The organism is Janthinobacterium sp. GL_088 (genome assembly GCF_057837845.1).
Genome location: NZ_CM174453.1, coordinates 2,797,862 through 2,823,725 on the forward strand (window position 1 = coordinate 2,797,862; position 25,864 = coordinate 2,823,725).

At 64.4% G+C, this 25,864-nt stretch carries 24 protein-coding genes; 13 read left to right on the forward strand and 11 right to left on the reverse strand.

Translation table 11 applies throughout. From position 1 onward, the window contains the following. The first annotated feature begins 27 nt into the window (after window positions 1-27). From cydD to cydX, 5 genes are all read left to right on the forward strand, one after another. Window positions 28-1,728, forward strand: coding sequence for a thiol reductant ABC exporter subunit CydD (gene cydD, locus AC3IQ7_RS12800; protein ID WP_489209930.1), 1,701 nt, complete (start codon window positions 28-30; stop codon window positions 1,726-1,728). Next, window positions 1,725-3,407, forward strand: coding sequence for an amino acid ABC transporter ATP-binding/permease protein (locus AC3IQ7_RS12805; RefSeq protein ID WP_489209932.1), 1,683 nt, complete (start codon window positions 1,725-1,727; stop codon window positions 3,405-3,407). The genes cydD and AC3IQ7_RS12805 overlap by 4 nt, the downstream gene beginning before the upstream one ends. 114 nt (window positions 3,408-3,521) lie before the next feature. Beyond that, on the forward strand, window positions 3,522-5,099 hold the full coding sequence (locus AC3IQ7_RS12810) for a cytochrome ubiquinol oxidase subunit I (protein WP_099379568.1): 1,578 nt from the start codon (window positions 3,522-3,524) through the stop codon (window positions 5,097-5,099). Between the two features lie 13 nt (window positions 5,100-5,112). Next, window positions 5,113-6,267 carry a cytochrome d ubiquinol oxidase subunit II gene (gene cydB, locus AC3IQ7_RS12815; RefSeq protein WP_099379567.1) on the forward strand — a complete coding sequence of 385 codons (1,155 nt, stop codon included), beginning with the start codon at window positions 5,113-5,115 and terminating at the stop codon, window positions 6,265-6,267. Between the two features lie 21 nt (window positions 6,268-6,288). Beyond that, a complete protein-coding gene (gene cydX / locus AC3IQ7_RS12820) occupies window positions 6,289-6,414 on the forward strand; it encodes a cytochrome bd-I oxidase subunit CydX (RefSeq protein ID WP_099379566.1) in 126 nt (41 codons plus the stop codon). A gap of 63 nt (window positions 6,415-6,477) precedes the next feature. Here cydX and AC3IQ7_RS12825 read toward each other — a convergent pair whose 3' ends face one another. Beyond that, complete coding sequence (locus AC3IQ7_RS12825; RefSeq protein WP_035817803.1) at window positions 6,478-6,690, reverse strand: hypothetical protein; 213 nt, start codon at window positions 6,688-6,690, stop codon at window positions 6,478-6,480. Window positions 6,691-6,815: 125 nt separating this feature from the next. Further along, window positions 6,816-6,995, reverse strand: a complete 180-nt coding sequence (locus AC3IQ7_RS12830) for a hypothetical protein (RefSeq protein ID WP_099379565.1) — start codon at window positions 6,993-6,995, stop codon at window positions 6,816-6,818. A 164-nt stretch (window positions 6,996-7,159) separates the two neighbouring features. Here AC3IQ7_RS12830 and AC3IQ7_RS12835 point away from each other — a divergent pair, with 164 nt between their 5' ends. Further along, window positions 7,160-7,879 (forward strand): hypothetical protein, encoded by a 720-nt coding sequence (locus AC3IQ7_RS12835; protein WP_489209936.1) that lies wholly within the window; start codon window positions 7,160-7,162, stop codon window positions 7,877-7,879. A gap of 64 nt (window positions 7,880-7,943) precedes the next feature. Here the strand turns inward: AC3IQ7_RS12835 and AC3IQ7_RS12840 are convergent, their stop codons facing one another. From AC3IQ7_RS12840 to AC3IQ7_RS12850, 3 genes are all read right to left on the reverse strand, one after another. Beyond that, entirely contained in the window at window positions 7,944-8,333 is a 390-nt protein-coding gene (locus AC3IQ7_RS12840; protein ID WP_489209938.1) for a hypothetical protein, read from the reverse strand. Window positions 8,334-8,457: 124 nt separating this feature from the next. Continuing rightward, window positions 8,458-8,832: a DUF1294 domain-containing protein gene (locus AC3IQ7_RS12845; protein ID WP_099379563.1), complete on the reverse strand. Its 375-nt coding sequence runs from the start codon at window positions 8,830-8,832 to the stop codon at window positions 8,458-8,460. Window positions 8,833-8,891: 59 nt separating this feature from the next. Beyond that, window positions 8,892-9,458 (reverse strand): methylated-DNA--[protein]-cysteine S-methyltransferase, encoded by a 567-nt coding sequence (locus AC3IQ7_RS12850; RefSeq protein ID WP_322428854.1) that lies wholly within the window; start codon window positions 9,456-9,458, stop codon window positions 8,892-8,894. 100 nt (window positions 9,459-9,558) lie between these two features. Here AC3IQ7_RS12850 and AC3IQ7_RS12855 point away from each other — a divergent pair, with 100 nt between their 5' ends. Continuing rightward, window positions 9,559-10,302: a nucleotidyltransferase domain-containing protein gene (locus tag AC3IQ7_RS12855; protein ID WP_489210444.1), complete on the forward strand. Its 744-nt coding sequence runs from the start codon at window positions 9,559-9,561 to the stop codon at window positions 10,300-10,302. Here AC3IQ7_RS12855 and AC3IQ7_RS12860 read toward each other — a convergent pair. Next, the gene (locus tag AC3IQ7_RS12860) at window positions 10,299-12,533 is read right to left on the reverse strand and encodes a TonB-dependent siderophore receptor (protein ID WP_489209941.1); all 2,235 of its coding nucleotides are present in this window, start codon (window positions 12,531-12,533) and stop codon (window positions 10,299-10,301) included. The two genes, AC3IQ7_RS12855 and AC3IQ7_RS12860, sit on opposite strands and share 4 nt — an antisense overlap. 509 nt (window positions 12,534-13,042) lie before the next feature. Between AC3IQ7_RS12860 and AC3IQ7_RS12865 the strand changes: the two genes are divergently transcribed. Beyond that, window positions 13,043-13,702 carry a hypothetical protein gene (locus tag AC3IQ7_RS12865; protein ID WP_158301301.1) on the forward strand — a complete coding sequence of 220 codons (660 nt, stop codon included), beginning with the start codon at window positions 13,043-13,045 and terminating at the stop codon, window positions 13,700-13,702. A 7-nt stretch (window positions 13,703-13,709) separates the two neighbouring features. On the opposite strand, the gene AC3IQ7_RS12870 is transcribed toward AC3IQ7_RS12865, so the two are convergent. The 4 genes from AC3IQ7_RS12870 to AC3IQ7_RS12885 all read right to left on the reverse strand — a co-directional run bounded on the left by AC3IQ7_RS12870 (window position 13,710) and on the right by AC3IQ7_RS12885 (window position 17,432). Beyond that, entirely contained in the window at window positions 13,710-14,108 is a 399-nt protein-coding gene (locus tag AC3IQ7_RS12870; RefSeq protein ID WP_489209943.1) for a bacteriohemerythrin, read from the reverse strand. 202 nt (window positions 14,109-14,310) lie between these two features. Beyond that, window positions 14,311-14,466, reverse strand: coding sequence for a hypothetical protein (locus AC3IQ7_RS12875; protein WP_158301299.1), 156 nt, complete (start codon window positions 14,464-14,466; stop codon window positions 14,311-14,313). Window positions 14,467-14,617: 151 nt separating this feature from the next. Next, on the reverse strand, window positions 14,618-14,803 hold the full coding sequence (locus AC3IQ7_RS12880) for a hypothetical protein (protein ID WP_489209946.1): 186 nt from the start codon (window positions 14,801-14,803) through the stop codon (window positions 14,618-14,620). A gap of 109 nt (window positions 14,804-14,912) precedes the next feature. Further along, window positions 14,913-17,432: a PepSY domain-containing protein gene (locus tag AC3IQ7_RS12885; RefSeq protein ID WP_489209948.1), complete on the reverse strand. Its 2,520-nt coding sequence runs from the start codon at window positions 17,430-17,432 to the stop codon at window positions 14,913-14,915. Between the two features lie 181 nt (window positions 17,433-17,613). On the opposite strand from AC3IQ7_RS12885, the gene AC3IQ7_RS12890 reads away from it, so the two are divergent. The 4 genes from AC3IQ7_RS12890 (at window position 17,614) to AC3IQ7_RS12905 (ending at window position 24,143) form a co-directional block, all read left to right on the forward strand. After that, window positions 17,614-18,210, forward strand: coding sequence for a sigma-70 family RNA polymerase sigma factor (locus tag AC3IQ7_RS12890; protein WP_489209950.1), 597 nt, complete (start codon window positions 17,614-17,616; stop codon window positions 18,208-18,210). Continuing rightward, window positions 18,200-19,216: a FecR domain-containing protein gene (locus AC3IQ7_RS12895; protein WP_099379556.1), complete on the forward strand. Its 1,017-nt coding sequence runs from the start codon at window positions 18,200-18,202 to the stop codon at window positions 19,214-19,216. The genes AC3IQ7_RS12890 and AC3IQ7_RS12895 overlap by 11 nt, the downstream gene beginning before the upstream one ends. A gap of 94 nt (window positions 19,217-19,310) precedes the next feature. Then, window positions 19,311-21,707, forward strand: coding sequence for a TonB-dependent siderophore receptor (locus AC3IQ7_RS12900; protein ID WP_489209952.1), 2,397 nt, complete (start codon window positions 19,311-19,313; stop codon window positions 21,705-21,707). 105 nt (window positions 21,708-21,812) lie between these two features. Continuing rightward, window positions 21,813-24,143 (forward strand): TonB-dependent receptor, encoded by a 2,331-nt coding sequence (locus AC3IQ7_RS12905; protein WP_489209954.1) that lies wholly within the window; start codon window positions 21,813-21,815, stop codon window positions 24,141-24,143. Between the two features lie 63 nt (window positions 24,144-24,206). Here AC3IQ7_RS12905 and AC3IQ7_RS12910 read toward each other — a convergent pair whose 3' ends face one another. Continuing rightward, window positions 24,207-25,175: an IS1595 family transposase gene (locus AC3IQ7_RS12910; protein WP_489209956.1), complete on the reverse strand. Its 969-nt coding sequence runs from the start codon at window positions 25,173-25,175 to the stop codon at window positions 24,207-24,209. 167 nt (window positions 25,176-25,342) lie between these two features. Between AC3IQ7_RS12910 and AC3IQ7_RS12915 the strand changes: the two genes are divergently transcribed. Continuing rightward, complete coding sequence (locus tag AC3IQ7_RS12915; RefSeq protein ID WP_322428860.1) at window positions 25,343-25,843, forward strand: Fur family transcriptional regulator; 501 nt, start codon at window positions 25,343-25,345, stop codon at window positions 25,841-25,843. Window positions 25,844-25,864: the final 21 nt, after the last annotated feature.

Below are 25,864 nucleotides of genomic sequence, written 5' to 3' on the forward strand. Positions count from 1 at the left end.
AATTCTGAAAACTCAAAAAGTATAGAGATGCCGACCACGCCACTGTCCTTGCCCCGCTTTATCCTTCCCCGCGCTGCCAGCCTGGCGCAAGGCGGCGCCGCCTTGCTGTGGCTGCCACAAGCGGCCTTGCTGGCCTGGGCCGTGCAAGCCATGCTCGACGGCGCTCCATGGCGCGCGGCCCTGCTGCCGGCCGCTGGCGTGCTGCTGCTGGGCGTGCTGCGCGCCGGCTGCGAAGCGTGGGGCGCGCGGCGCATGTATGCGGCGGCGCGCGCGCACCTGTCCACCTTGCGCGCGCAAGTGGCGCAAGCGCTGGCGCAGCGTTCGCCGCTGGACCGCCAGCGCGCCCAGTCGGGCCAGGCGGCCTCCGTCATCGCCGAACAGGCCGAAGCCATCGTGCCGTATCTGGTGCGCTACAAGCCGGCGCGCTGGAAAGTCATGCTCGTGCCGCTCGTGATCCTCGCCGTGGTGACGCCGCTGTCGTGGATCGCCGCCTTGATCCTGCTCATCGCCGCGCCCCTGATTCCCGTCTTCATGGCCCTGGTCGGCATGGGTGCACAGGCGGCCAGCCGCGCGCAGATGGTGGAAATGGGCAGCATGAACGCGTTTCTATTGGACCGCCTGCGCGGCCTGGCCACCCTGCGCGCGCTCGACGCTGTCGACGCTACGGCCGCACGGCTGGACGCCTCGTCGCAATCCGTGCGCCGGCGCACGATGGTGGTGCTGCGCATCGCCTTTTTGTCGTCCGCCGTGCTGGAACTGTTTTCCGCGCTGGGCGTGGCCATGGTGGCCGCGTTTATCGGTTTTTCCTTGCTGGGCAGCATCAATTTCGGCACCTGGGGCCGGGAACTGACGCTGGGGCAGGGCTTGTTCATCCTGCTGCTGGCGCCCGCTTTCTTCGAACCGCTGCGCGAACTGGCCGCCGTCTGGCACGACAAGGCGGCCGGCGAAGCGGGCCTGGCCGGCCTGCACGACCTGGCGGGGGAGGGCGTAGCCCTGCCCGGCGCCGGTGTGGAAGTAGCTGCCGTTTCCGCCGCCGCCATGGCGGTGGCGCCGCCGCCTGCCGTGGAACTCCAGCAATTGCGCTTCGCCCATCCCGGCGAGGCGCCCGTGTTCGACCACTTTGACTTGAGCGTGCGCGCCGGCGAACACGTGGCCCTGCTGGGCGCCAGCGGCGCCGGCAAGACCACCTTGCTGTCGCTGCTGGCCGGCTTGCTGCCCGCCAGCGGCGGCGAGATCCGCATCGGCGGCGTGCGCCTGACCGACAGTACCGTCAATACTTTGCGCCAGCGCATGGCCTGGATGGGCCAGCGCCCCCACGTGTTTGCCGCGTCCGTCAGCCAGAATGTGACCCTGGGCCGCGCGGGCGCCAGCGCTACGCAGGTGACGCAGGCGCTGCACCTGGCCGACCTGGCTGCCGTGGCGCAGGCGCAGCCGGCCGTCATGCTCAGCGATGGCGGCCAGGGCTTGTCCGGCGGCGAAGCCGTGCGTCTGGCCCTGGCCCGCGTGGCCCTGCATCCGCATGCCGATTTGCTGCTGGTCGATGAACCGACGGCCCACCTGGACAGCGAAACGGCGGCGCGCGTCACGGACGCCTTGCTGGCACTGGCGAAAGGCAAGACGATGATCGTCGCCACGCACGATCCCGTGCTGGCCGGCCGCCTGCAGCGCACGGTGCAGGTCGATGTCCGGGCGCAGGTACAGGAGCAGGAACAGGAACAGCAGGCATGAAAACTTCCCTCATATCGAACCCCGTCCTGCGGCAATTGCTGCTGGCCCAGCCCGGCAAGCTGATCGGCGGCGCCTTGCTGGCGGCCCTGACGGCGGTGTCCGGCATGGCCTTATTGGGCTTGTCCGGCTGGTTCATCACGGCCACCTCGATTGCCGGCCTGCACGCTTCGACGGCGATCCTGTTCGACGTCTTCGGTCCGTCGGCCGGCATCCGCCTGCTGGCCATCGGCCGCACGGGTTCGCGCTATGCGGAACGCCTCGTCACGCACGACGCCACGTTCGCTGCGCTGGCCAGCATCCGCGTGCGGCTGTTCCGTGGCTGGTCGCGCCCGGAAGCGGCCAGCCGGCTGCTGCGCCAGCCCGCCAAGCTGCTGTTCCGCCTGACGGCCGATATCGACGCGCTCGAATCACTGTATTTGCGCCTGCTGGTGCCTGCCTTCACGGCCTTGTGCGTAGCCTTGCTGGCCGGCGTGGCGCTGGGCGTGATGCAGTGGCAACTGGGGCTGGGCCTGGCCGCGTGGCTGCTGGCCGCCGGCGGCGGCATCAGCTGGGCCGTGGCGCAACGCGCGCGCCGCCCGGCCATCGTGCGTTCGCGCGCCATCGAAAAATTGCGTTCCGGCACCATCGACCTGGTGGCGGGCCAGACGGACCTGGTGATGGCGGGCCGCATCGACGCCCAGTGCGCGGCGTTGGCGCAGATCGACCGTTCGCTGGCGCAAGCCGATTTCGCCCTGCTGCGCCTGGAGACTGCCGCCGGCGCCGCGTATGGCGTGGCGGGCAGCGCGACTCTGGCAGGCGTGCTGCTGGCCGTGGCCGTGCTGGTGCAGCAGCAAACGATGAGCGTGCCGCTGGCTGCCCTGGCCCTGTTGATTGCCCTGACGGCCGTGGAACCGTTCGCGGGACTGCGCCGTGGCGCGCTGGAAGCGGGCCGCATGCTGCTGGCCATGCGCCGTCTGGCGCCGCGCCTCGATGGAGACGATGTAGTTGCGCCGCCCGTCGACGCCGCGCCGGGCTTGCGCCTGGAACACGTCAGCGCCGCGCATGCGGGCAGCCACGTTGCCATCTTGCACGACGTATCGCTGCACATCGCCGATGGCGAGCGCGTGGCCTTGATCGGCCCCAGCGGCGCGGGCAAGTCCACCTTGCTGGCCCTGGCCGCGCGCGAGCTGGCGCCCCTGTCGGGCAGTGTCCACGCCGGACGCGCCTGCCTGTTCACGCAGAAGACGGAATTGTTCCAGGACAGCTTGCGCGACAACCTGCGCCTGGCCGATCCGTCCGCCAGCGATGCGCAGCTGTGGGCGGCGCTGCAATCGGCCGGCCTGGACGGGGAGGTGCGGGCCTTCGCGGACGGCTTGGGCACCATGCTGGGCGAGGGCGGCCTGGGCTTGTCGGGCGGCCAGGCGCGGCGCCTGGCGCTGGCGCGGCTGTTCCTGCACGAATCGACCTTGTGGCTGCTGGACGAAGCGACGGAAGCACTGAATGCGCAGACGGCGAACGATGTCTTGCAGCGCCTGCGGGCGCGCAGCGAAGGGCGCAGCTTGCTGATCGCAACCCACTTGCGGCGCGAAGCGGCGCAGGCGGACCGGCTGGTCAGCCTGCGCGATGGCCGCATCGTGGGCGACGCGCGCCGTGGCACGCCAGCCTTCGAGACAGCCTTGGCGGGCTTGCGCGGAGATTAACTAAGAACGGAGACAGGCGGTCCGTACGCCAGCTTGTGGGCGGCGGAACCAATCGAATCGCATCAGATAGATACCAAGTTTACAATTACAGTAGGGAAACACCAAGGAAATCATATGGACTTCGATATTGTCGCTTTATCCAGACTGCAGTTCGCGCTGACAGCTCTGTACCACTTTATATTCGTTCCGCTGACGATCGGCCTGTCAGTGATCCTCGCCATCATGGAGACGGTTTACGTGATGACGAACCGCCCCATCTGGCGCGACATGACCAAGTTCTGGGGTGTCTTGTTCGGCATCAACTTCGCCATGGGCGTGGCGACGGGCATCGTCATGGAATTCCAGTTCGGCATGAACTGGAGCTATTACAGCCATTATGTGGGCGACATTTTCGGCGCGCCGCTGGCCATCGAGGGCTTGATGGCCTTCTTCCTGGAAGCGACCTTCGTCGGCCTGTTCTTCTTCGGCTGGGACAAGCTGTCGAAGCGGGGCCACCTGGTCACGACCTGGCTGGTGGCCATCGGTTCGAACTTCTCGGCCCTGTGGATTTTGATCGCCAACGGCTGGATGCAAAATCCCGTCGGCGCGGCCTTCAATCCGCAAACCATGCGCATGGAAGTGACGGATTTCGGCGCCGTGCTGACGAATCCCGTTGCTCAGGCGAAATTCGTGCACACGGTGTCGGCCGGCTATACGGCCGCTGCCATCTTCGTGCTGGGTATTTCCGCCTGGTATCTGCTGAAAGGCCGCCACGTGCAATTGGCCAAGCGTTCGATGACGGTGGCTGCCTCGTTCGGCCTGGCCGCCTCGCTGTCGGTGGTGGTGCTTGGCGATGAAAGCGGTTACCTGTCGTCGGAACACCAAAAGATGAAGCTGGCCGCCATCGAAGCCATGTGGACCACGGAGCCGGCCCCGGCCGCCTTCACGGCCTTCGGCTTCCCTGACGCGAAAGCGCGCGAGACGCATTACGCCGTGCACATCCCGATGGTGATGGGCTTGATCGGCACGCGTTCGCTGACGACGGAAATCCCCGGCATCGAGCAGCTGGTCGACCGCGGCGAACTGCTGATCAAGGATGGCATCAAGGCATATGACGCGCTGCAAACCATCCGCAGCGTGGCGCCCGGCGCGCCCGTGCCGCAGGACGCGAAAGACATGTTCGAGTCGAAAGGTCAGTCCATGGGCTATGCCTTGCTGCTGAAACGCTACGTCGATGACCCGCGCCAGGCCACGCCCGAGCAGATCCGCAAGGCCGCGCTCGATACCGTGCCGCCCGTGGCGCCCCTGTTCTGGTCCTTCCGCGTGATGGTGGGTCTGGGCATGTTCTTTATCTTGCTCACCGGCACTTTCTTCCTGCTGTCGACGCGCCGCACCCTGGACAAGCACCGCTGGCTGCTGAAGCTGGCCGTGTTCGCCATTCCGCTGCCGTGGGTGGCGATTGAGGCGGGCTGGATCGTGGCCGAAGTGGGCCGCCAGCCGTGGGTCATCGAAGGCGTGCTGCCGACGGCCGTGGCCGTCTCGAACCTGGGTGCTTCGACCCTCTTGATCACGATTGCCGGCTTTGCCGCCATCTACACCGTGCTGTTGATTATTGAAATGAAGCTCATGCTCAAGGCCATCCGCAAGGGGCCGGAAGAGAAGGCGCCGGTCCCCGTGCCAGCGGCCGCAGCCATTCATACTCAACGCGCCTAAGGAGGGCCAGACCATGATTTTGCATGAAATGATTTCTTACGAAACACTGCGCCTGATCTGGTGGCTGCTGATCGGCATCCTGCTGGTGGGCTTTGCCATCACGGACGGCTTCGACCTGGGCACGGGCATTTTGCTGCCCTTCGTCGGCAAGACGGACCTGGAACGCCGGGTCGTCATCAACAGTATCGGTCCCGTGTGGGAAGGCAACCAGGTGTGGCTGATCCTTGGCGGCGGCGCCATCTTCGCCGCCTGGCCGCAACTGTACGCCGTCTCGTTCTCGGGCTTTTATCTGGCCATGTTCGTCATCCTCGTGGCGCTGATCGTGCGTCCCGTGGCGTTCAAGTTCCGCAGCAAGCGCGAAGACCCGCGCTGGCGCGCCCGCTGGGACGCGGCCCTGTTCGTGGGCGGCTTCGTGCCGGCCCTGATCTGCGGCGTGGCGATCGGCAACGTGCTGCAGGGCGTGCCGTTCCGTTTCTCGCCAGATATGCACATCTTTTATGACGGCACCTTCTTTGCGCTGCTCAACCCGTTCGCCCTGCTGTGCGGCCTCGTCTCGGTCGCCATGCTGGTGATGCACGGCGCCACCTGGCTGCAGCTGAAGACGGACGGTGCCGTGGCCGAACGGGCGCGCCGCTACGGCAGCGTGGCGGCAATCGCCACGGTCGTGCTGTATGCGCTGGCCGGCGTGGCCCTGTGGCTGTGGGTCGATGGCTACCGCATCAGCAGCACGGTGGTGGTCGACGGTCCGTCGAACCCGATGCTGAAAACGGCGGAAGTGCACGTGGGCGCCTGGTTCCTCAACTTTGCCGCCCATCCGTGGACCTGGATCGCTCCAGCGCTGGGCCTGCTTTGCCCGCTGCTGGCCTTTGCCTTCCAGCGCGCGCGCCGCGAAGTGCCCGCCTTGCTGGCCAGCGCGGCCGGCATCGCCGGCATCATCCTCGGTGTGGGCGCGGCCATGTTTCCGTTCATCCTGCCTTCGTCGATCGACCCGCGCGCCAGCCTGACGGTGTGGGATTCCTCGTCCAGCCACATGACCCTGTTCATCATGCTGGTCGTCACGGCCGTCTTCATTCCCCTCATCGTGGCGTACACGACGTGGGTCTATAAAGTGCTGTGGGGCAAGGTCGATGCAAAAGCAATCAAGGACGACAGCGGTCACGCCTACTAAAAATTTACGAAAGGAATAACTATGTGGTATTTCGCCTGGATACTGGGTCTTCCGCTGGCGGCGACCTTCGCCGTGCTCAATGCGATGTGGTATGAGGTCGCCGACGGCGACACGACGCCCGAGCAGTACCGCGACACGTCCAACTAGGACGGCGTCGGCTTGACTGGCCCCGCCCCGTGCATATGCATCGGGCGGGGCTTTTGCTTTTTATCAAAGCAAGATGAATTCGCCGCGGATGCGCAGCTTCATGCCGCGCGGCGCGTCGGCGCCCGCCGCCACGGCCCAGGCCGTGATCCATTGCGCGCAGCGTTCGCGCTCGGCCGCATCGTGCAGGCGCTGCAAACGCGCATCGGCCCTGTCGATGCGCTGGGCCAGATACAGGCGCTGATCCATGGGATCCGTCTTTTTGCTGTAGTGCTGCATGGCGATTCCTTTCCGCGTGGTAACGTCGTTCGGTCATGGCATAGCCATGTACGCGGGGGCGGGGCGTCCGGATTCAGTTTCAGCAAAAAAAGAAGCCACCGCAAGGGTGGCTGTTGGGGCGTGTATCAGGAAGGTGTCTTGCCGGCTGGTTTTGGGGTGGCAATGGCGATCGGGTCGCTGGCCGGAAAGCTTTCCTTCAGCGCTTCATCGAGTGCTTCCTCGGCATGGCCTTCATTGGCCGGCGTGGGCGAATCGCGCTCCGGCGGCGGGGCGGGTGCGGTGGCGGCGTTGGTGCTCGAATGCATGGTGATCCCCTTGTGGTGGTGCGCCAGTCGGCCGGGGGGCCATGGCGCGTGCTGATGCTACCAGCCTAGCACATCGCGCAAAAAAAGCGCGCCCGCTGCGCCCGCCGAAGGGGATGACGATGGCGTCTGCTACACTGCGCTCCACTTTTATCGACGGAACCGCCATGACCTCCATTTCCTTGCCATACCGAGCCTCCGCCTTTGACGCCTGTGCCTGGCTGGCGCAACAGACGGGCACGCCGTGGACCCTGGCGCGTTTGCTGGAGCAGGGCGGCTTGCCGTATGTCTGGCTTGATTACAGCGAAGCATGGGCCGAGCTGTTCCATGACGGCGTGACGCGCTATGCGGCGCCCATCGTGTTTATCGAGGACAAGCAGCACCTGGCCTCGGGCGCGGACGACGTGTGGCTGCGTTTTACGCGCGATTCGGGCAACATCGCCATCGAGCTGAAGGCGCCGGGACTGCGCGTGCCCTTGGACGGCTTGCACTTCCAGGAGCGCGATCTGTTGCGTTTGCTCAAGCAGTTGCAGCATCCGCAGCCCGATGAAGCACAGGCGGACAAGGCGCCCGTGGTCTTGCCCAGCGCCCTGAAGGGTCTGGGGCGCGAGCAGATTTTGCTGGCCTTTGCCGGCGTGGGCAAGGTCGACCTGGAGCAGGGACTGGCCAGTGGCGTGGGCATCTTTGGCGACGATGGCGCCCGCGTGCGCAAGAATTCGCGCGGCGGCAAGAACAGCCACCTGTGGCATCCGGTGACGTTGGCGTTCGGCTTGCACGACGTGCACCGCGTACCCATGGCGCACCTGAAGAAGGCGTTCGCCACGCAACCGTTGTTGCGCGAATGGAAGGCGGACTGGCTGGAATCGCTGCGCTTGCTGGGCGAGTAGCAAGATCAATCAATCAAGCCTGCCGCGCCGGCATCTTGTTCGCCGGCATCAGCCTTGCGATCGATTATTCGCTTTCTTCGATTCGGCCACCGCATTGCGTATAGCAGGCTCTGTAGTCTGACTCGCATTGCCACGTTCCAGCAGGGCTGGAGGAACAATATTGGCGTTTCTTCGAGCACAGTTCCCGGTCCGCATCGGTTTTCGCCACTGCCAGGCAGATGGAAACCGTACTGACGTTGCGCATCTCACAAGCTTGTGCCTGGGCCGCAGCAAGCTGCTCCTTGCCGGCAATGCATATTTGTTGATTGGTCCCGCAGCTCGTCACGCATTGACGCCCCGCATCGGAGTCCGGGGGAATAAAGCGATAGCTTGTGCAGCCCGCCAATGTGATGGCGAAACAAATCGCTGCGGCAAGGCGGAACAAGAAGGAATGGTGGATTTGCAAGGTACGCATGGTCGAAAAGGGCTTTCCCGTGTAGATGAATGGGCTTGAATATCGTGAATATTGATATTCTGACAGGCGATCATTTCAAGAACAATGCGCTGCAATAATTGTTACATCTTGGCGGGAGGCAGTTTTACAGTTCGATGGGCGCCACTTCGGTGCCGATATCGGGCGCAGCGTAATGCATGCTGAAATATACGAAGGCGCCGATATTGATGGCGACCGTGATCCAGAACGCGATGCGGAACGAGCGTTTGCTGGACTTGTGGCGCAGCCATTGCTGGGCCAGCACGGCGCCAGGCCAGCCGCACAGCAGCCCCAATAGCAGCAGGGTGCGTTCCGAGGTGCGCCAGCGGCCCTCTTTTGCGGCCGATTTGTCGATCGCATAGGCCACGAAACAGCTCAGGCTGAGCACGCCATACACGAGGGCGACTAGGGCGGGGATGTGGAAAAAGAAGGTGGCCAGCAAATACAGAACGACAAAGAACAGGATGACAAGATAGGGCATAGTAGGTGTTTGCTTGAGCGGAAGGCGTGAGTATCCCACAAGGGGAGCGCTGCCGCCGCCTAAAACAAGCAGCCTTGCGCCGTATCGATGGGCACGGCGCGGCGGCGGGCGTGGCCCGTTTTCAGCGCTTCGCGGTCGCTGGACAGCGCGATGCCTTCCAGCGCCAACAAGGTTTCCTTGGCATGCAGGCCGCCCGCGAAGCCCGTCAACTCGCCCGTGGCGCCGATGACCCTGTGGCAGGGGGCGATGATGGAAATGGGATTCTTGCCGTTGGCGGCGCCCACGGCGCGCACGGCGGCGGGGCGGCCAATCTGCCGCGCGATCTCGCCATAGCTGCGCGTCTGGCCATACGGTATCGTCAGCAGCGCGCGCCACACTTCCTGCTGGAACGGGGTGCCGGCAAAATCGAGCGGCACCTCAAAACGTTGGCGCGTGCCGGCAAAATATTCCCCTAGCTGGCGCGCCGTTTCCTGCAGCACGGCGCAACTGTCACCGACGCGCATTGCGCCCAGGCGCACGCGGTTGGGCTTGTCGTTTTCCCACAGGATGGCGGCCAGGGCCGCGCCGCGCGCCACCAGGGTCAGCTCGCCCACGGGCGAGGGCACCACGATGCAGTCGTATTCCATGTCTGTTCCTTGATCGGAGAGCGCCAGTGTAGCAGGATGGCGGCAGCGTGCATATTGCGTGTAGGATAGGGTTTTTCAGCACGGAGAACTGGCTTTGACGATGATTCCCAGCTATGACGATATCCGCGCAATTGCCGCGCGGCTGGTGCAGCAGCGCTACCCCACGGCCGTGGCGGCCATCATCGGCGGCTCGTTCGCCACGGGCCGGCAGACGCCCAGTTCTGATATCGACTTGCTGCTGCTGTTCGACCACGTCGATTGCGCCTGGCGCGATACCCTCGTGGCCGAAGGGCGCACGGTGGAACTGTTCGCGCACGACGTGGCCACGTTCACGTATTTTTGCAAGGAAATCGATGCGCCTAGCGGCAGGGTGCCGCTGGCGATGATGGTGCTCGAAGGCGAGAACATCGCCGCGCCCGGACCGCAGCACGCGCAACTGCTGGCGCTGGCGCAAGCATTCACCGCCGCCGGGCCGCCCGTGCTCGATGTGGAAAACCTGCAGCGACGCCGCTACGCCATCACCACCGCGCTGGAAGACCTGGTCGACAGCACGCACCCGGGCGAGGCGCTGGCCGTGGCTAGCCAGCTGTATGAGGCACTGGCCGACCTGCACTTGCGCGCGGCGGGCCAGTGGAGCGGCGGCGGCAAGCACCTGTTCCGCCGCCTGCAGGCGTTCGACGCCGCCATCGCCGACCAGCTCGATGGCGCGCTGCGCCTGGTGGCCAGCGACTTGCCGGCCGGCCAGCATGCGTTCGAGCAAGTCGCCGCCGCCGTGCTGGCGCCCGTGGGCGGCCCCTTGCTGGAAGGGTTCACCCTGCCGGCACCCGCGCACTGGCGCGCTTAAAACGCCGTGCGCACGGCCAGGCTGATGTTGCGCGGTTCGCCCCAGAACACGCTGTCGTAGAAGCCTATGGTGCGGTAGTATTTCTTATCGAGCAAGTTATTCACGTTCATCTGCACGCTGGCGTGGCGGTTGATGGCATAGCTGGCCATGGCGTTGACCAGTGCATAGCCCGCTTGCGGGATATTCGTCATCTCGCCCGATGGCGGGTGGCCGTACCACGATTCGCTGTAGATGGCGCTTTGCGCTGTCATGCTGGCGCCCGCTTTCAGCCCTGCCAGGCGGCCGTCGAAACGGTAGCTGGTAGCCAGGCGCAGCAAATGGCGTGGCTGCGTGGTGGCGGCGCGGCGGCCATCAGCCTCGGCCGCGTGCAGATAGGTATAGCCGCCGCTCGCTTCCCAGCCGGGTGACAACTGGCCGGAAACGTCGAATTCCACGCCCTTTGCCGTCACGCCGGCGCCATTGGCCACCATGGCCTGGCCGCCGTCGGGCAGCAAGAAGCCGGGCGGCACCGTGCGGTCGAGTTCCGCCAGGTTCTTTTTCTTCGTGTGGAACAGGGCGGCCGATGCATTCAGCTTGCCTTCATAGAATTCGCCCTTGATGCCCAGTTCCGCATTGTCGCCCGTTTCCGGCGCCAGGAACTGGTTGTTGCGGTCCTTGCTCGATTGGGGGTTGAACAGCTGCGTGAAGCTGGCGTAGGCCGAATACTGCTTGTTGATGTCGAACACGGCGCCCACATAGGGCGTGACCTCGTTGCGCGTTTCCACAAAGTTACTGCTGTTCGTGTGCACGCCTTGCGTGTTGTAGTTGCGCTTTTCCGTGCGGTAGGTGCTGCTGCGCGCGCCGATGATCACGTGCAGCGGGTCGGCCAGGCTCAAACGCGTGGCCACATAACCGCCCGCCAGACGCGTCACGGTTTCCGTGTGCGAGCCATCCGGGGTGAACACGGGGCGGGGGATGTTGCCCGTCCAGCTGCGATAATCAGGGACCAAAGGTTCATAGTCGATTTTCGCCTTGCCGCCTATCGAATTGTCCTGGGCGTTATTGCCATTCCAGCCGACGATGGCTGTATGCTTGCGTCCCAGCAAGGTGAACGGCCCGCTGGCGTAAATGTCGAAATTGTCGCTGTTCTTTTCGCCTGCGCCCCAGGCGCCCGTCCACAGTTCCATGCCTTTGCCCGTGGCGGGATCGGGATAACCCTTGCCCGCATAGAGAACGGTGGTGCGGTTCGTGCTTTCCGTGCGCGCATAGCCGAGGTGCATATTCCAGTTGCCGGGCAGGTGCTGGTCCAGCGACGTAAATACCGTGTGCTGCTTGTTGGCCCAGGTGCTCCAGGGCGCCGTCCAGCTGGTGTTGCGCGGCAAGTTGGCCAGGCTGCCGTCCGCGTTCCAGTAGGGCACGGCGCCCCAGGTGGCGCCTGTGGGCTTGTTGTCCTGGAAGTCGACACCGGCCGTCAGCAGGGTGCCGGGACGCAAGTCCGCCTCGACGATGACCATGCCGACCGTCTTGCGTTCGTGATACATGTCCAGGTAGGAATCGCGTTTTTGCCACGCCAGGGCCGTGCGCGCACGCACGCTGCCATCCGCGTTCAGCGGCGTGGAAAGGTCGGCCTCGAAGCGCTGGTCATCCCAGCGGCCCATGATGAGGCCGGCGCTGGCCTGGAATTCCTTCGTCGGCCGCTTGCGTATCATGTTGATGGTGGCCGACGGGTCGCCCTTGCCGCCCATCAGGCCGGTGGCGCCGCGCACGACCTCGATGCGGTCGTACAGGATGGTGTCTTGCAATGGCGCATTGCCGCCGCGCGCCATGCCATCGATCTGGATATTGTTGATGCCGAAGCCGCGCGCACTAAACGTCGTGCGTTCCGTGTCGTTCTGGTTCACCTGGATGCCCGTCGTCTGCGCCAGCGCCTGGTCCAGCCGCACGGCGCCCAGGTCGTCGAGCAACTGGCGCGTGATGACGCTGACCGATTGCGGCGTCTCGCGCAGGGACAGGTCCATGCGCGTGGCGCTGCGCGTTTCGCCTGCCGTGTACGACTGCGTGCCTTCCGTGGTGGCCATCGACTGGCCCAGCACGGTGACGGCCGGCATGGTGACGTCGGCCTCAGCAGCATCGGCAGCCTGTGCAGGCAAGACCACGCCGGCGGCAAGACTGAGCAGGCTGATGTGTAATAAGCGGGGGAGGGGGCGCAAGGCGGGCTGGCGCGAAGAAGAGAAGACGGTGGTCGATTGCATTATTTTCCTGGAGTATTTTTAGTCGTGTGTGTTCCTATCTCGTCTGGCGAGTGGCGCAGTAGCTGGGGGATGGCGTGACGCTGGCCCGGGATCTGGCTCGGATAGCAGTCCACCCGCGCATGGCAGTGGAAAGGTCGTGCATGATTCAGTTCACATTATGTGAATAAGAATCATTATCAATATAAGTGGTATTTGCCAAATAATCAAGCGTGCGCACCAAAAGAGTGCGGACAGGAGTGCAGGCAGGCCGAGGGCGTATCGTCCGACCTTCTGCGATAATGCAGGCGCTGATAAAATATTTTCCTCATTGAAAGAAATGCATGCGTACATGGATCGCTTGTGCCGGATGGTTGTGTGTCGTGTCGCTGGGCCAGGCCCAGGAGCAGGCGCCGCCGCCGGCGGTTCCCGCGCCGCTGCAGAGCGCTAGCGTTCCGCCCGCCGCCGCAGTCGTATCGCCCCCCCTTGCGCCTGCCACAGCCGCGGCGCCAGCGGCGAGTGCGGAGGACGCCTTGCCGTCGCAAACGGTGACGATCACGGCCAGCAGCGACGCCAAGGCGCCGCGCGTGCGCTTCACGGCTTACCGTGAAAGTTATCTGACGGCCAGGAAAGTGTGGCAAGTGTCGAGCGGCAGCGTGGTCATGGCCTTGCGCCTGATTCCGGCCAAGCTGAGCGCCACCATCGACGACGTGCGCGTGGCTTTGCAAGGCAATGGCGCACCCGTGCCGATCAAGGTTTCCAGCGGCGGCGTGTTTGTCGTGCCGCTCAACGATGACATCGCCGCGCAGGACGGTACTTTCCTGGTGAACAAGAGCAGGGGCGAGCTGACGGCGAATATCGTGCTTCAGCCGTCCGTGGCGCGCGATGCCTGGAACGTCACGCGCGTGGGGCAGGTTTTGCACGACGCCCGGCGCGCCGTGCGGGCCATTACGCCGTGGTACAAGCGGCCGTTCGCCAGCGATGTGCAATCGCTGGCGTTCTGCGCTACCGAGCGGGGCAGCGCGCTGCAACTGGTCGAAGGCGAGCAGCTGATCGCCACCCTGCCCATGAACGAGGCGGCCGTCAACGACATCAACCAGCCCGTGTTTTGCAAGATTTTCGATGGCGAAGACAAGTACCCGGGACACTACCGCGTCGTCTTGCCCGAGCAGGCCACAGTGCTGCTGCTGTAATTAACTGCTAGTTCGGCTGGCGCTGCACCAGTTCCAGCGCCGCCGCCAGGACCAGGTCCATGGTGGCCTGATGGAAGATCAGCCATTGCGGCAACAGCGACAGCGCATGGCGCCCCTGTTCCAGGTCACCTTCATCGACGGCGGCCCAGGCATGGTGCAAGCCGCTGAGCACGCGCGCATGCTGTTCGCGGTGGTTGGCCAGCGAGGGAAAGCCGATTTGTTCCATCAAATCTTCTTCCTCGCGGAAATCGCGTTCGACGGCGGCAATCAGCTCGCGAAACGCCACGCTGAAATGTTGGTCGCCCAGTTGCTGCAGCCGCGCCAATTCCTGAAACAGCGCTTCATGCGCCTCGTCGATGACGGGAACCCCCAGCGCCATCTCATCCTTCCAATGCGATTTACCCATGCTGATGCTCCAGGTTAAGTCCGTCCCGGTGCGAAGCGGACTGTTCCAGTGTGGACGCGGCGAAGGGGGAAATCCATGATCTGGATCAAAAGTATGGTGAAGAGGAGGAGGATTGAGGCACTGAGAAATGAAGGAAAACGGGGAACAAATCCCCATCCGCAATAAAGCGTTTTTAAATGAGGTAAGCTGCCACCTAGCGCGTTTAATGCTTCGGCCAGCGAGCCCAGAGGGCTTGTGCGTCTACATTCGGCACCTGCATCTGCTGCCCGGCGGACGTCTGCATCGCATCCCTCAGCACGAGGGGCACGAGCAGCAAGGCCGACAAGGCAAGGCAGGCCAGCACTTTGAGCGTCAACATGGTCGTCTCCCGGTGTCCCGGCGGCGGCGCGGGGATGCGGCGCCTGCCGGTCACTTCCTTATGCACTACCATGCTTGCAGTTTAGTTCATCTGGTCGTAACTTCAACTTATTGCTGTGATGCACCGCACCAGTTCGCCTGGTGCCACGGGCTTATTTCCCCTTGCGGCTGCGCCGTGGCTTGCCTGCGGCGGGCAGGAAAGAGTCGAACCACACTTGCGTCAGTTGCCGCGTATTTTTCGCCGCTTCGCGCTTGACGGCGGCCGTCGCATGGCCGCGCGCCGTGTTGGCGATGCGGTTGGCGGCGCTCAGGTACATGCTCATCCAGGGGTTTTTCATGGCTAGCCTCGCAGACGGTGGGGGAATGTCCCCACTCTAGTCCGATGGCTGGCGCTGACTGTGCGCCTGCCCACATAGCCGGGCGGTGCCGGGGGCGGATTGATGTAGATCAATACACGTCGCGGCGGTAGCGCCCGGCCGCCAGCAGCGCGTCGAGGCCCTCCTGGCCCAGCACTTCTTGCAGCACAGCATCGATTCCTGCCGCCATGCCGTGCAAGCTGCCGCACACGTAGACGATGGCGCCTTGCGCCAGCCAGTCGCGCAGCTCGCCAGCGCTGGCGCGCAGGCGGTCTTGCACGTACTGCCGTGTCTCACCATCGCGCGAAAAGACCTTGTCCAGGCGCGCCAGGTGGCCACCGTCGAGCCAGCCTTGCAACTCTGCGCCGCAGACGCTGTCAAAAGCTTGCTGGCGCTCGCCGAACAGCAGCCAGTTGCGGGCCAGTCCCGCCCGCTTGCGCGCGCGCAAATGCGCACGCAGGCCCGCCAGGCCGGAACCGTTGCCGATATAAATGGAGGGCACGTCCACCAGGGCGGGCGCGAAGGCGGGGTTGGCTTGCAGGCGCAGGCGGATAGTGGCGTCCGGCGGGGCGAAGCGCGTGAGCCAGCCGGAGGCCAGGCCATGGCCTTGATTCTGCGCGCCCGCATGGCGTTCCTGGCGCACCAGCAATTGCAGCTCGCCGTCGGACGGCAGCGAAGCGAGTGAATAGCTGCGCGGCGCGTGATGGGCACTGCCTGCTTCGCCATCGCTGCCGTCCGCATTGCAAGGAATGATTTCCGCCAGCGCGCCCGCTTCCCAGGTGGCGCCGGCCGGGCCCGTCAAGGTGATTTCATGCAGTTCGCCACCCAGGCTGCCCGGATTGAGCAGCACGCGGCGCACGAGGCGCCACTCGGCATACGACGCTTCTTCCTGCACGCCGATGGCGTCGATGGCGCTGCCGCTGCAGCGGGCCAGCGCCTTGGACCAGTCGGCCAGCGCGGCGGGGTCGTGCTTGTCCACTTCGATCAAGGGGAACAGGGAAGTGGCGCCCAGCGCGTGCAATTGTTGCGCCAGCGCATGGCCAAAGCCGCAGAAGGCGCTGTAATGGCGGTCGCCCAGGGCCAGCATGCCGAATTCCAGGCCCGTCAGCGGCGTGCCCGAGGTTTGTTGCAACAGGCGCGCAAAGCGGCGCGTGCCGTCCGGCGCCTCGCCTTCGCCAAAGGTGCTGGCGACGATCAGTGCCCGTTCGTACTGGCGCAATTGCGCGGGGTCAAAGCGGTCCAGCGATTGCACGTCGACGGCCACGCCCGCTTGCTGCAGGGCGCGCGCGCTTTCCAGGGCCAGGCGCTCGGCCTGTCCCGACTGGCTGGCGTAGGCGACGAGGGTGGGCAAACCGCTATCCGTGCCAGGCGTCTTGCCCGGGGCGCCGGCGCCCAGCATGGCGCGCTGCGCCTGCACAGCCCGCTTGGCCTTGCGGCGGCCCAGGTACAGCATCCAGCCCGTGATGGCGAACAGGGGCAGGCCCAGGCTGGCCAAGGTGACGATGATGCGGCCCGGCAAGCCAAAATACGTGCCCATGTGCAGCGGATAAATGATGTTGACGAGGCGCGATCCCAGCGCCTGCTGGCTGTACGGTTCGCTTTCAGTGAGCGTGCCGTCGGCCGGTGCAATGCTCATGCGGCTGCGCGCCCGTTCGTGCGGCGCATCGCTGGCCAGCCACGTGAATTGCACGGCTTCGCCGGCTCGCGTGGGCAGGCGCACGCTGGCCAGGGTCCAGCCGGCGGCGTGCTGCTGGAAGCTGCTCCAGGCGGGGCCGATGTCGACGGCGGGCGCTTTCTCTTTCGGCTGGCCTTTCTTGCCCGGCGCCTGTGCCATCCTTGGCGGCTTGCCGGCCCAGGCGTCGAGATTGTCGCGCACCACGTCATAGCTCCAGTAAATCCCCGTCAGGGTCAGCGCCACGTAGACGACCAGACACCAGGTGCCGGCCACGGCGTGCAGATTCCACAAAAACGAGCGGCCCTTCAGGGCAGGATCGAAGGTCAGCCAGGTGCGCCAGTCCAGCGGACGGCGGGGCCAGCGCAGATACAGGCCGGAGAGTGCCAGCCCCAGCAGGCACAGGGCCAGCGCACCCGCCACCTGGCGGCCCGGATCGCGCGGCAGCAGCAGCCAGCGGTGCAGCGATTCCGTCCACTCGAAAAATTCCGCCCCCGTCAGCGCCGGCTGGGTAGCGCCCGTGTAGGGGTGGACATAAATGGACTCGCCGCGCCGCTGGCCGTTCTTGGGTGCAAAGAACAGGCGTGGCGCCGCGCCCGCTTCTGCATACATGGTGATGGAGGCCACGCGCTGGCCGTGTTCCGTTGCGGCGATGTTGCTCAGCTGGGCTGGCGTCAACGGCGCGCGCGTTTCCACGGGTACATGGCGCACGCCGGGGTTCATGACATCGAGCAATTCATCCTTGAAGGCCAGGGTGGCGCCGCTCAGGCCGATGATCACCAGCACCGTGCCAGCCGTGATGCCGATGAACCAGTGCAATTGAAACCACACCTGCTTCCAGCTCCAGTGCCAGCACCGTTGTTGCGGGGCGGCAAGCTGGCGAGTCTGCGGCGCATCGTCGGCGCTGGCGCGCAACTGGGGAAGGGAGGAGGTGGTCATGGCGGCTTTCGATAGCGCCGCCATGCAGGTATCAGGCATGGCGGGAAGAAGGAAGGCTGATATTTTAACGCAAACGAGAATCATTCGCAAATGATGGTGCGGTGGCACTGTTGCGCAAAAGGTCCACGCCGGGCAAGGATGATGGTTTTGATAATTTACATCGTCGTGAAATTGTGTGAAAATGAAAATCATTCTCATTCGTGATCATGATGCAGCGCTGACCCACTTGACAGGCAAGTTTGGCAGCCCCTTTGTTCGTTTGCCCGTGTCCACCATTTCTCCTTCCCTCGATCTCTTTAGCGACCTGTACAGCAGCCACCATGGCTGGCTGTACAACTGGCTGTGGCGCAAGCTGGGCTGCCGCGATGGCGCAGCCGACCTGGCGCAAGACACCTTCGTGCGCATGCTGGCCACGCAGTCGGCGGACAGCCTGCGCGAACCGCGCGCCTATCTGAGCACGGTTGCCAATGGCTTGCTGGTGAATCACTGGCGCCGGCTGACCCTGGAACGCACTTTTCTTGCCGCCCTGGCCAACCGTCCCGAATTGACGGCGCCGTCGCCCGAGGAGCGGGCACTGGTGGTGGAGTCGCTGTACCGCATTGACGCCATGCTCGACACCCTGTCGCCGCGCGCGCGCCAGGCTTTTCTGCTGGCGCAGCTCGATGGCCTGACGTATGCGCAGATCGCCGTCCAGTTGGACGTGTCCGAACGGATGGTCAAGAAATACATGGCGCAAGCCATGCTGCAATGCATGCTGTGCCTGGACGATGCCGCCTAAGCCTGCTCCTGCCATGCCGCCGGCCGACTACGCCATCTTGCAGGAAGCGGCCGAATGGTACGCCGTGCTGCGCGGCGAAGACGCCGATCCTGCCGAGCAGCAAGCATGGGAACGCTGGCATGCCGCCTCGCCCGCCCACCGTGCCGCCTGGCGCCGGGTGGAAGCCGTCAGCGCGGAATTTCGCCTGCTGCCTGGCGAGCCGGCACGCCAGGCGCTCGACGCTGCGGGGCCGCGCCAGAGCGATGCCCAGCGGCGCAGCCTCGTCAAGGGGCTGCTGGCGCTGTGCCTGACAAGCGGCTTGGGCGGCGCCATGCTGCTGCGGCGCGATACGCGCAGCTGGATCGCCAGTCTGCGCGCGACTGAAAAAACGGCTATCGGCAGCGTGCGCCAGCTGGCGCTGGCCGACGGCTCGCAATTGTGGCTCAATACGGCAACCTCCCTCGACATCGATTACAGCGCCAAGCTGCGCCGCGTCGATTTGCACGGCGGCGAAATTTATATCAGTAGCGCGCGCGACAGCCGGCAGCCGGCGCGTCCGCTCGTCGTCGACACCGTGCACGGTCGCCTGCGCGCGCTGGGCACGCGTTTCAGCGTGCAGCCACAGGGTGATGCGACCTTGCTGGCCGTCTACGAGGGCAGTGTCGAAGTGGCGCCCCGCGATGGCGGTGCGCCGCGCATCGTGCCGGCCGGCCAGCAAGTGCGTTTTGGCGACGGTTTGATTGGCGAGCCGTTTGCCGCCGATCCGAATGCGGCCGCCTGGATCGAGTACCGCTTGCAACCGGAGCAGATGCGGCTCGATGATTTCCTCGCGCAACTGTCGCGCTACCGCCGCGGCCACCTGGGCTGCGCGCCCGACGTGGCGCACTTGCGCCTGGTGGGCAGTTATCCGCTGGCCGACACGGACCGCATCCTGGCGGCGCTGGAAGCGACCTTGCCCGTCAGGATCAACCGGCTGCACGACTGGTGGGTCACGGTGGAAGCCCAGCAGCCCCAGTCAAAACAGTAAATAAGAATATTTCTCAAAAAGTGGTTCCCTTTTTGAAAAGTTGTTTGGCAAGGTAGAAGTAGCCTGCTCAACAATGCAATAACAAAGGAAATCCGTGCCGCTGTTCCCACCTTGCCTGCCGTTCGCCCGCCGCCTGCTGCCGCTGTCCCTGGCTGCCGCGCTGCTGGCCGTGCCTGTCATGGCGCCGGCGGCGGAAGAGACGGTACGCAGCTTCCGCATCGCCGCCGCGCCGCTGGGTCAGGCCTTGCGCCAATTTGCGGGCCAGGCGGGGATCTTGCTGTCGGCCGAAGGCGGCTTGACGCAGGGCAAACGCAGCGGCGGCGTGCATGCCAGCTTGTCCATACCACAGGGCTTGCAGCAATTGCTGGCGGGCACGGGCCTGGTGGCCGTGCAGTTGCCGGATGGCAGTTATATCGTCCGCCTGGCGCCTGTGCCCTTGCGCGCCGACCTGGACGGGGAGGGCGCGGGCCTGCAAGTGCTGGCGCCTGTCACTGTGCTGGGAGACAACGATGATGGCTACCGCCGTGCCAGCTCTGCCGCCGCCAGCCGCAATGACACGGCCTTGCGCGACACGCCGCAGGCTGTCAGCGTCGTCAGCGCCGCACTGATACGCGATCAGGACATGCGCAGCCTGGCCGACGCCATGCGCTACATGCCGGGCGTGGGCACGGCCGCAGGCGAGGGCAATCGCGATACGGCCGTGATGCGTGGCAACAGTTCCACGTCGGACTTTTACCTGGACGGCATGCGCGACGACGTGCAGTACTATCGCGATTTCTACAATATCGAACGAGTCGAAGCCATAAAGGGGCCGAACGCCATGGTCTTTGGCCGTGGCGGCGGTGGCGGCGTCATCAACCGCGCCACCAAGCAGCCGCAATGGACGAACGACGGCGAAGCGAGCGTGAGCCTGGGCGCCTGGCGCAACCGGCGCGCCGCGCTCGACGTGCAACAGGTGTTCGGCACCGAAGTGGCCATGCGCGTCAATGCCATGGCGGAAAACAGCGACTCGTTTCGCCAGGGCGTCAACGTGCGCCGCAGCGCCATCAATCCCGTGCTGGCCTGGCGCTTGTCGCCGCGCACCAGCGTAGTGGCCAGCTATGAACATTTTCGCGATGACCGGGTGACGGACCGGGGCCTGCCTTCTTACCGGGGGCGGCCGTTTGAGACGGACCCGTCCACGTTTTTCGGCATCGCCGGCAGCAGCCCGTCGTGGGCCTACATCGATGCGCTGGGCGTGACGCTGGAACACGACCTGGGCGGCGGCGCAAGCGTGCGCAACCGCATGCGCCTGGCCGATTACGACAAGCTGTACCAGAACGCCTTTCCCGGCCCCGTCAGCGCCGATGGCGAGAACGTGACCGTGCTGGCATACAACAGCGCCACCCAGCGGCGCAACTTGTTCAACCAGACGGACGTCGAGTGGACAGTCGATAGTGGCGGCGTGCGGCACCGGCTGACGGCGGGCCTGGAACTGGGCCGCCAGACGACGGACAATCTGCGCAACACCGGCTATTTCACTACCCTGGGCGACAACGTCACCCACATCAGCCTGCCTACATCGCACCCCGTGACGGACTTGCCCGTGACTTTCCGGCCCAGCGCCACGGATGCGGACAACCATGGCGTGGCCGACACGGCCGCCATTTATCTGCAGGACCAGTTGCGTTTCAGTTCCCGCTGGCAGGCGGTTGCCGGCGTGCGCTACGAGCGCTTTGCCGTCGATTTCGTCAACAACCGTACTGATGCGCGCATCGCCCGCACGGATACGCCGTGGTCGCCGCGCGTGGCCCTCATTTACCAGCCCTTGCCAGCGCTGTCGCTGTATGCCAGCGTCAGCCAATCGTTCCTGCCGCGCGCGGGTGAACAGCTGGCCTCGTTGACGCCCAGCAATGCCGTCTTCGAGCCGGAGCGTTTTCGCAACGCGGAGCTGGGCGCCAAGTGGGAGGTCACGCCGCTACTCTCCGCCAGCGCGGCCGTGTACCGCCTGGAACGCAGCAATGTGGCCGTCACCGACCCCGTCGATACGACGCGGGCGATGCTGGTCGACGGCCAGCGCAGCGAGGGCCTGGAACTGGACGTCAATGGCAAGGTCCAAGCTGGCTGGAGTATCGCCGGCGGCTATGCGTGGCAGCGCGCCGTGCTGACGGCCACGCAAGCGGCCACGGCCGTGGAGGGCGCCACGGTGGCGCATGTGCCCAGGCACAGCCTGTCGCTGTGGAACCGCTACGATTTTTCGCCCGCCTGGGGCGCCGGCCTGGGCCTGATCGCCCGCAGCGCCGTGTACGCCTCGGTGTCGAATACGGTGGTATTGCCCGGTTTTACGCGTGTCGACGGCGCCGTCTACTTCAAGCCGCACGGGCATTTCCAGTTGCAGCTGAATGTGGAAAACTTATTCAGCAAGAAATATTATGCCTCTGCCCACAGCAACGACAACATCGCGCCCGGTTCGCCCCGGGCCTTGCGCATGACGGCACTGTGGCGGTTCTAGTTTTGTATTAGCAAGTTTGCAGTACCCAAGCAATCAACGAGCCAGCCAACTGCCGGGGGGCAGTAGCCAGCCAATTTATTCCATCCGATACATTGAAAGATAGCGATGACATCGAAAGACAAAGCGGGCGTTACCATCCGCAGCCGCAAGCACCACACCACTTCCACGCCGCGCATGCATGGCACGGCCCTGGCCGCATTTGCCACCCTGGCCATGCCGCTGGCACTGTACGCGCAAACGACGGACAAGCCGCAGCAGTTGCAGGAAGTTAAAGTGATCGGCACGGCTGACCGCTTGATCCAGGCGCCGGTCAAATCGGCCAGCGACAAGCTGACGGCGCCGCTGCTGGACACGCCGAAATCCGTGACGGTGATTCCTGCTGAAATCATTTCGCAAACGGGCGCCGTCTCGCTGACGGATGCGCTGCGTACCGTGCCGGGCATCACCATCGGCGCCGGCGAAGGCGGCAATCCAGTGGGCGATAATCTGTTTATCCGCGGCTACAACGCGCAAACGGATACGTATATCGATGGCATCCGCGACACGGGTTCGCAATCGCGTGAAATCTTTGCGCTGGAACAAATCGAAGTCGTCAAGGGTCCGAACTCGGCCTACGGTGGACGCTCGTCCGCAGGCGGCGGCGTCAACCTGATCAGCAAGACGCCGAAAGTCGACAATTTCACCAACGCCACCGTCGGCCTAGGCAGCGCCAAGTACCGCCGCGCCACCCTGGATGCGAACCGCGTTATCAGCGACGACGTGGCCGTGCGCGTCAACGTGATGGCGCACGACGCCCACGTTGCCGGCCGCGACTACATCAATGGCGACCGCTGGGGCATCGCGCCATCGATCACCTTCGGCCTGAAGTCGGCCACGCAAGCGACCCTCAGCTACTACCACATGCAGTCGAGCGAATTGCCCGATACCGGCTTGCCGTTCAACAACCCGTTCTCGTCGGGCGCCAATGTGTCGAAAAACGGCAACGGCACGCCCGTCAATGTGCCGCGCGACACCTTCTATGGCCTGGTGAACCGCGACTTCCGCGACACCCAGAGCGATATCGGCACCATCGACGTGCGCCACGACTTCGGCAACAAATTGATCTTGCGCAACGTGACCCGTTACGGCAAGACCAGCAACGACTACGTGTGGACCCAGCCCGACGATTCGAAGGGCAACACCATGCTGTACGGCACCGTCTGGCGCCGCACCAACACCCGCGTCACCGACACGGATGCACTGGCCAATGCCACCAGCCTGGGCGGTGAATTCATGACGGGTTCGGTCAAGCATACCTACACGCTGGGCCTGGAAATCAGCCGTGAAGAAACGGACCGCAGCTCTTACCTGTTTAATCCGGGAACGAATAACTTCCTCAACAAGTCGACCACCTGCCCGACATCGGGCGCCGCCACCGGCTACAACTGCGCGCCGCTGCTCAATCCGAACGCCAACGACCCGTGGGTCTACACGCGCACGGTGTCGCCGGCCCGTACCAACATCGTTACCAACACGCGCTCCGTGTACGGCTTCGATACCATCGAGTTCACGCCGCAATGGCTGCTGAACGTGGGCATCCGCTGGGATGACTACAAGAGCTCGCTGAACACGCCGCAATACACGCTCGATGGCAAGACCACCGCCGCCAGCAGCGCCAATGTGCACGCCACGTTTGCCAGCTATCAGGCGGGTCTGGTGTACAAGCCATCGACCAACAGCAGCGTGTATGTTTCCTACGGCACCTCGTCCACGCCACCGGGCAATGACGGCGGCGACGGCCTGGACGGCCTGTCGGTAGCCATCCAGAACCTGAAGCCGCAAGAGAGCAAGAGCTTCGAACTGGGCACGAAATGGGAAGTACTGCCAGGCGGCCGTTTGTCACTGAGCGGCGCCTATTTCCAGAGCGACATGAGCAATGCGCGCGTGACGGCACCGGATGGCAGCTCGCAAAACGTGGGTGACAAGCAAGTCAAGGGTATCGAGCTGGGCTTGAGCGGCAATATCACCAGGGAGTGGTCGGTTTTCGGCGGCTACACGCACCTGAACGCCGTCCTGGAAAACAATGGCTACGTCAATACGGGCACGACGGCTGCGCCCGTGTATGCGCCATCGCCTTACAACGGCAACCAGTTTGCGACCACGCCGAAGAACAGCGCGTCGCTGTGGACCTCGTACCTGGTCACGCCAGCCATCACGGTCGGTGGCGGCGTGAACTACGTCGATAAAGTCTATGCGAACGTGGCCAACAACAAATATGCTCCGGCTTACACGCGCTTCGACGCCATGGCCAGCTACGTGGTCAACCGCAACGTGACCCTGCAGCTGAATATCCAGAACCTGACGAACAAGCTGTACTTTGACAAGGTCTCGTCGCCGCACTACGCTGGCGTGGCACCAGGCCGCTCGGCAACCGTGACGGCCAACATCAAGTTCTGATGTCGTTCGTTTGAGGTAGCGCAAGGCGCCGTTCCAGCGATTGGAATGGCGCCTTTTTCATGGCTATGTCACCATCAAGTGTGGGAATGCTCCCAGCGTTGCTTTCAATAACGTTTCTGGTGAACGGATGCGTCTGGCGTCGAGTATCCAGCGCCAGCCCAGGTAATTTGGCAGGTAGCGCGTGGCCACGCCATGAAACGGACTGAGCCATTGTCTCAGGCGGCTGTGATACGCATTGACGTTCTGCACATGCGCGGCGCCCTGCACACGGATGCCGGCGCGCAAGTTGACGGCCTCGTGGCTGATACCCGCTTCCCTCGCAAACGCCCGGTAGGCCGCATGGCCATCCGTTACCAGCAGAACATCCTTGTCGATAACGGGCAACAAACATCGGTGCAGCTGCGCCTTCGTCAACGCGCCTTTGCCCGTGACGAAATCGAGAGTCTGGCCCGTGCGGTCGCGCGCCACCAGGATGCAGACTTGCTCATTCGAGATACCGCGTTTAAAGGCATGGCCGCCCCGGCGGCGGGCCGGCCGCGTCATCTGCCTCGATCCCTTTTCCGATTCCAGCACGTAGAGTTCATCGGCCTCGGCGATGCCATGCAGGCCATGCGGCCGGTCCGTCTTCGCCACGCTGAGAAAGCGGTGGCGCCAGCGAAACGTGGTGTTGCGGTGTAATCCCAGCTGCTGAGCGGCCTGGCGCACCGACCTGGAATCAAGCAGGCAATCGGCATACGCGATCCATAGCGCCTTGTGACGCAAGCGGGCCAGCGGCGTGCCCGTCAAGGCATTGAAAGTGCGTCCGCAAGGCACACAGCGGTAGCGCTGCAAGCCGTGCGCATGGCCATGCCGGTGCAGGTGAGGCGAGCGGCAGGCGGGACAGGCCAATCGCGGCTGCGCCACGCTTTCCAGCAAAGCGACGGTCGCGTCTTGCGGTGCGTTGCCACACAGCAGGGCGATGCCTGTTTGCCGCTGGCGTCGGTTCAAGTGAGCAAACTGGGCGATAAAACGGATCCATTCAGCTGGCTGCATGATCTGCTCCCTGTGTGGTAACTATGCAGAGTCAGACAGCAATGCCAAGGGAAGATTCCGGCAGTTCCCCTATTTATCGATGACAGAGCCTTTTTCATTTCCCGGTTCCCTTTTGACGTTTTCGCTTGGCAAGGTAGGGAGAGCAGAACGCACAAGTGGAGAATCCCATGCAAGACATTCAAACCCAGGGCGATGGCCGCGTGTTCGAGCGCTTGCGCGCCGTGCGCCTGCGCCCGACCAGCGCGCGCATCTGCATCCTGCAAGTGCTGGCCGGCACGCAGCGGCAAGCGATGAATGCGGAAAGCATTTATCAGCAACTGCTGCATATCGGCATTGCCGTCAGCCTGGGCACGATTTACCGCGTGCTCAAGGAGATGGAAGGGGCCGGCTTGCTGCTGCGCGAGCGTGAGGCGAGTGCCAGCGGCAACAAGGCGCGCTACCTGATCAAGCCGGATCAGGTGGAGACGGATAGTTGCTACCTCGTGTGCCGCGTCTGCGAACGCAGCGTGCTGGTGCAGGATATGCCGCTGGTGGAGCAATTGCGCCAGACGGCGGCGGCGCACGGCATGGAAATCGGCGCGAACGTGATTTCCGTGCAGATGCGCTGCAGCCAGTGCGCCGACGAAGCGCAGGCAGGGCGGGGCCGGCCGGCGCGGGCAGCCGTTTGATTGATGCGGCGCAACAAGAAC

Excerpts from the sequence above, each read along its gene's own strand:
- cydD (WP_489209930.1), top strand. The coding sequence starts at position 28 with ATGCCGACCACGCCACTGTCCTTGCCCCGCTTTATCCTTCCCCGCGCT.
- AC3IQ7_RS12805 (WP_489209932.1), top strand. The coding sequence starts at position 1,725 with ATGAAAACTTCCCTCATATCGAACCCCGTCCTGCGGCAATTGCTGCTG.
- AC3IQ7_RS12810 (WP_099379568.1), top strand. The coding sequence starts at position 3,522 with ATGGACTTCGATATTGTCGCTTTATCCAGACTGCAGTTCGCGCTGACA.
- cydB (WP_099379567.1), top strand. The coding sequence starts at position 5,113 with ATGATTTTGCATGAAATGATTTCTTACGAAACACTGCGCCTGATCTGG.
- cydX (WP_099379566.1), top strand. The coding sequence starts at position 6,289 with ATGTGGTATTTCGCCTGGATACTGGGTCTTCCGCTGGCGGCGACCTTC.
- AC3IQ7_RS12825 (WP_035817803.1), bottom strand. The coding sequence starts at position 6,690 with ATGCAGCACTACAGCAAAAAGACGGATCCCATGGATCAGCGCCTGTAT.
- AC3IQ7_RS12830 (WP_099379565.1), bottom strand. The coding sequence starts at position 6,995 with ATGCATTCGAGCACCAACGCCGCCACCGCACCCGCCCCGCCGCCGGAG.
- AC3IQ7_RS12835 (WP_489209936.1), top strand. The coding sequence starts at position 7,160 with ATGACCTCCATTTCCTTGCCATACCGAGCCTCCGCCTTTGACGCCTGT.
- AC3IQ7_RS12840 (WP_489209938.1), bottom strand. The coding sequence starts at position 8,333 with ATGCGTACCTTGCAAATCCACCATTCCTTCTTGTTCCGCCTTGCCGCA.
- AC3IQ7_RS12845 (WP_099379563.1), bottom strand. The coding sequence starts at position 8,832 with ATGCCCTATCTTGTCATCCTGTTCTTTGTCGTTCTGTATTTGCTGGCC.
- AC3IQ7_RS12850 (WP_322428854.1), bottom strand. The coding sequence starts at position 9,458 with ATGGAATACGACTGCATCGTGGTGCCCTCGCCCGTGGGCGAGCTGACC.
- AC3IQ7_RS12855 (WP_489210444.1), top strand. The coding sequence starts at position 9,559 with ATGATTCCCAGCTATGACGATATCCGCGCAATTGCCGCGCGGCTGGTG.
- AC3IQ7_RS12860 (WP_489209941.1), bottom strand. The coding sequence starts at position 12,533 with ATGCAATCGACCACCGTCTTCTCTTCTTCGCGCCAGCCCGCCTTGCGC.
- AC3IQ7_RS12870 (WP_489209943.1), bottom strand. The coding sequence starts at position 14,108 with ATGGGTAAATCGCATTGGAAGGATGAGATGGCGCTGGGGGTTCCCGTC.
- AC3IQ7_RS12875 (WP_158301299.1), bottom strand. The coding sequence starts at position 14,466 with ATGTTGACGCTCAAAGTGCTGGCCTGCCTTGCCTTGTCGGCCTTGCTG.
- AC3IQ7_RS12880 (WP_489209946.1), bottom strand. The coding sequence starts at position 14,803 with ATGAAAAACCCCTGGATGAGCATGTACCTGAGCGCCGCCAACCGCATC.
- AC3IQ7_RS12885 (WP_489209948.1), bottom strand. The coding sequence starts at position 17,432 with ATGACCACCTCCTCCCTTCCCCAGTTGCGCGCCAGCGCCGACGATGCG.
- AC3IQ7_RS12890 (WP_489209950.1), top strand. The coding sequence starts at position 17,614 with ATGAAAATCATTCTCATTCGTGATCATGATGCAGCGCTGACCCACTTG.
- AC3IQ7_RS12895 (WP_099379556.1), top strand. The coding sequence starts at position 18,200 with ATGCCGCCTAAGCCTGCTCCTGCCATGCCGCCGGCCGACTACGCCATC.
- AC3IQ7_RS12905 (WP_489209954.1), top strand. The coding sequence starts at position 21,813 with ATGACATCGAAAGACAAAGCGGGCGTTACCATCCGCAGCCGCAAGCAC.
- AC3IQ7_RS12910 (WP_489209956.1), bottom strand. The coding sequence starts at position 25,175 with ATGCAGCCAGCTGAATGGATCCGTTTTATCGCCCAGTTTGCTCACTTG.
- AC3IQ7_RS12915 (WP_322428860.1), top strand. The coding sequence starts at position 25,343 with ATGCAAGACATTCAAACCCAGGGCGATGGCCGCGTGTTCGAGCGCTTG.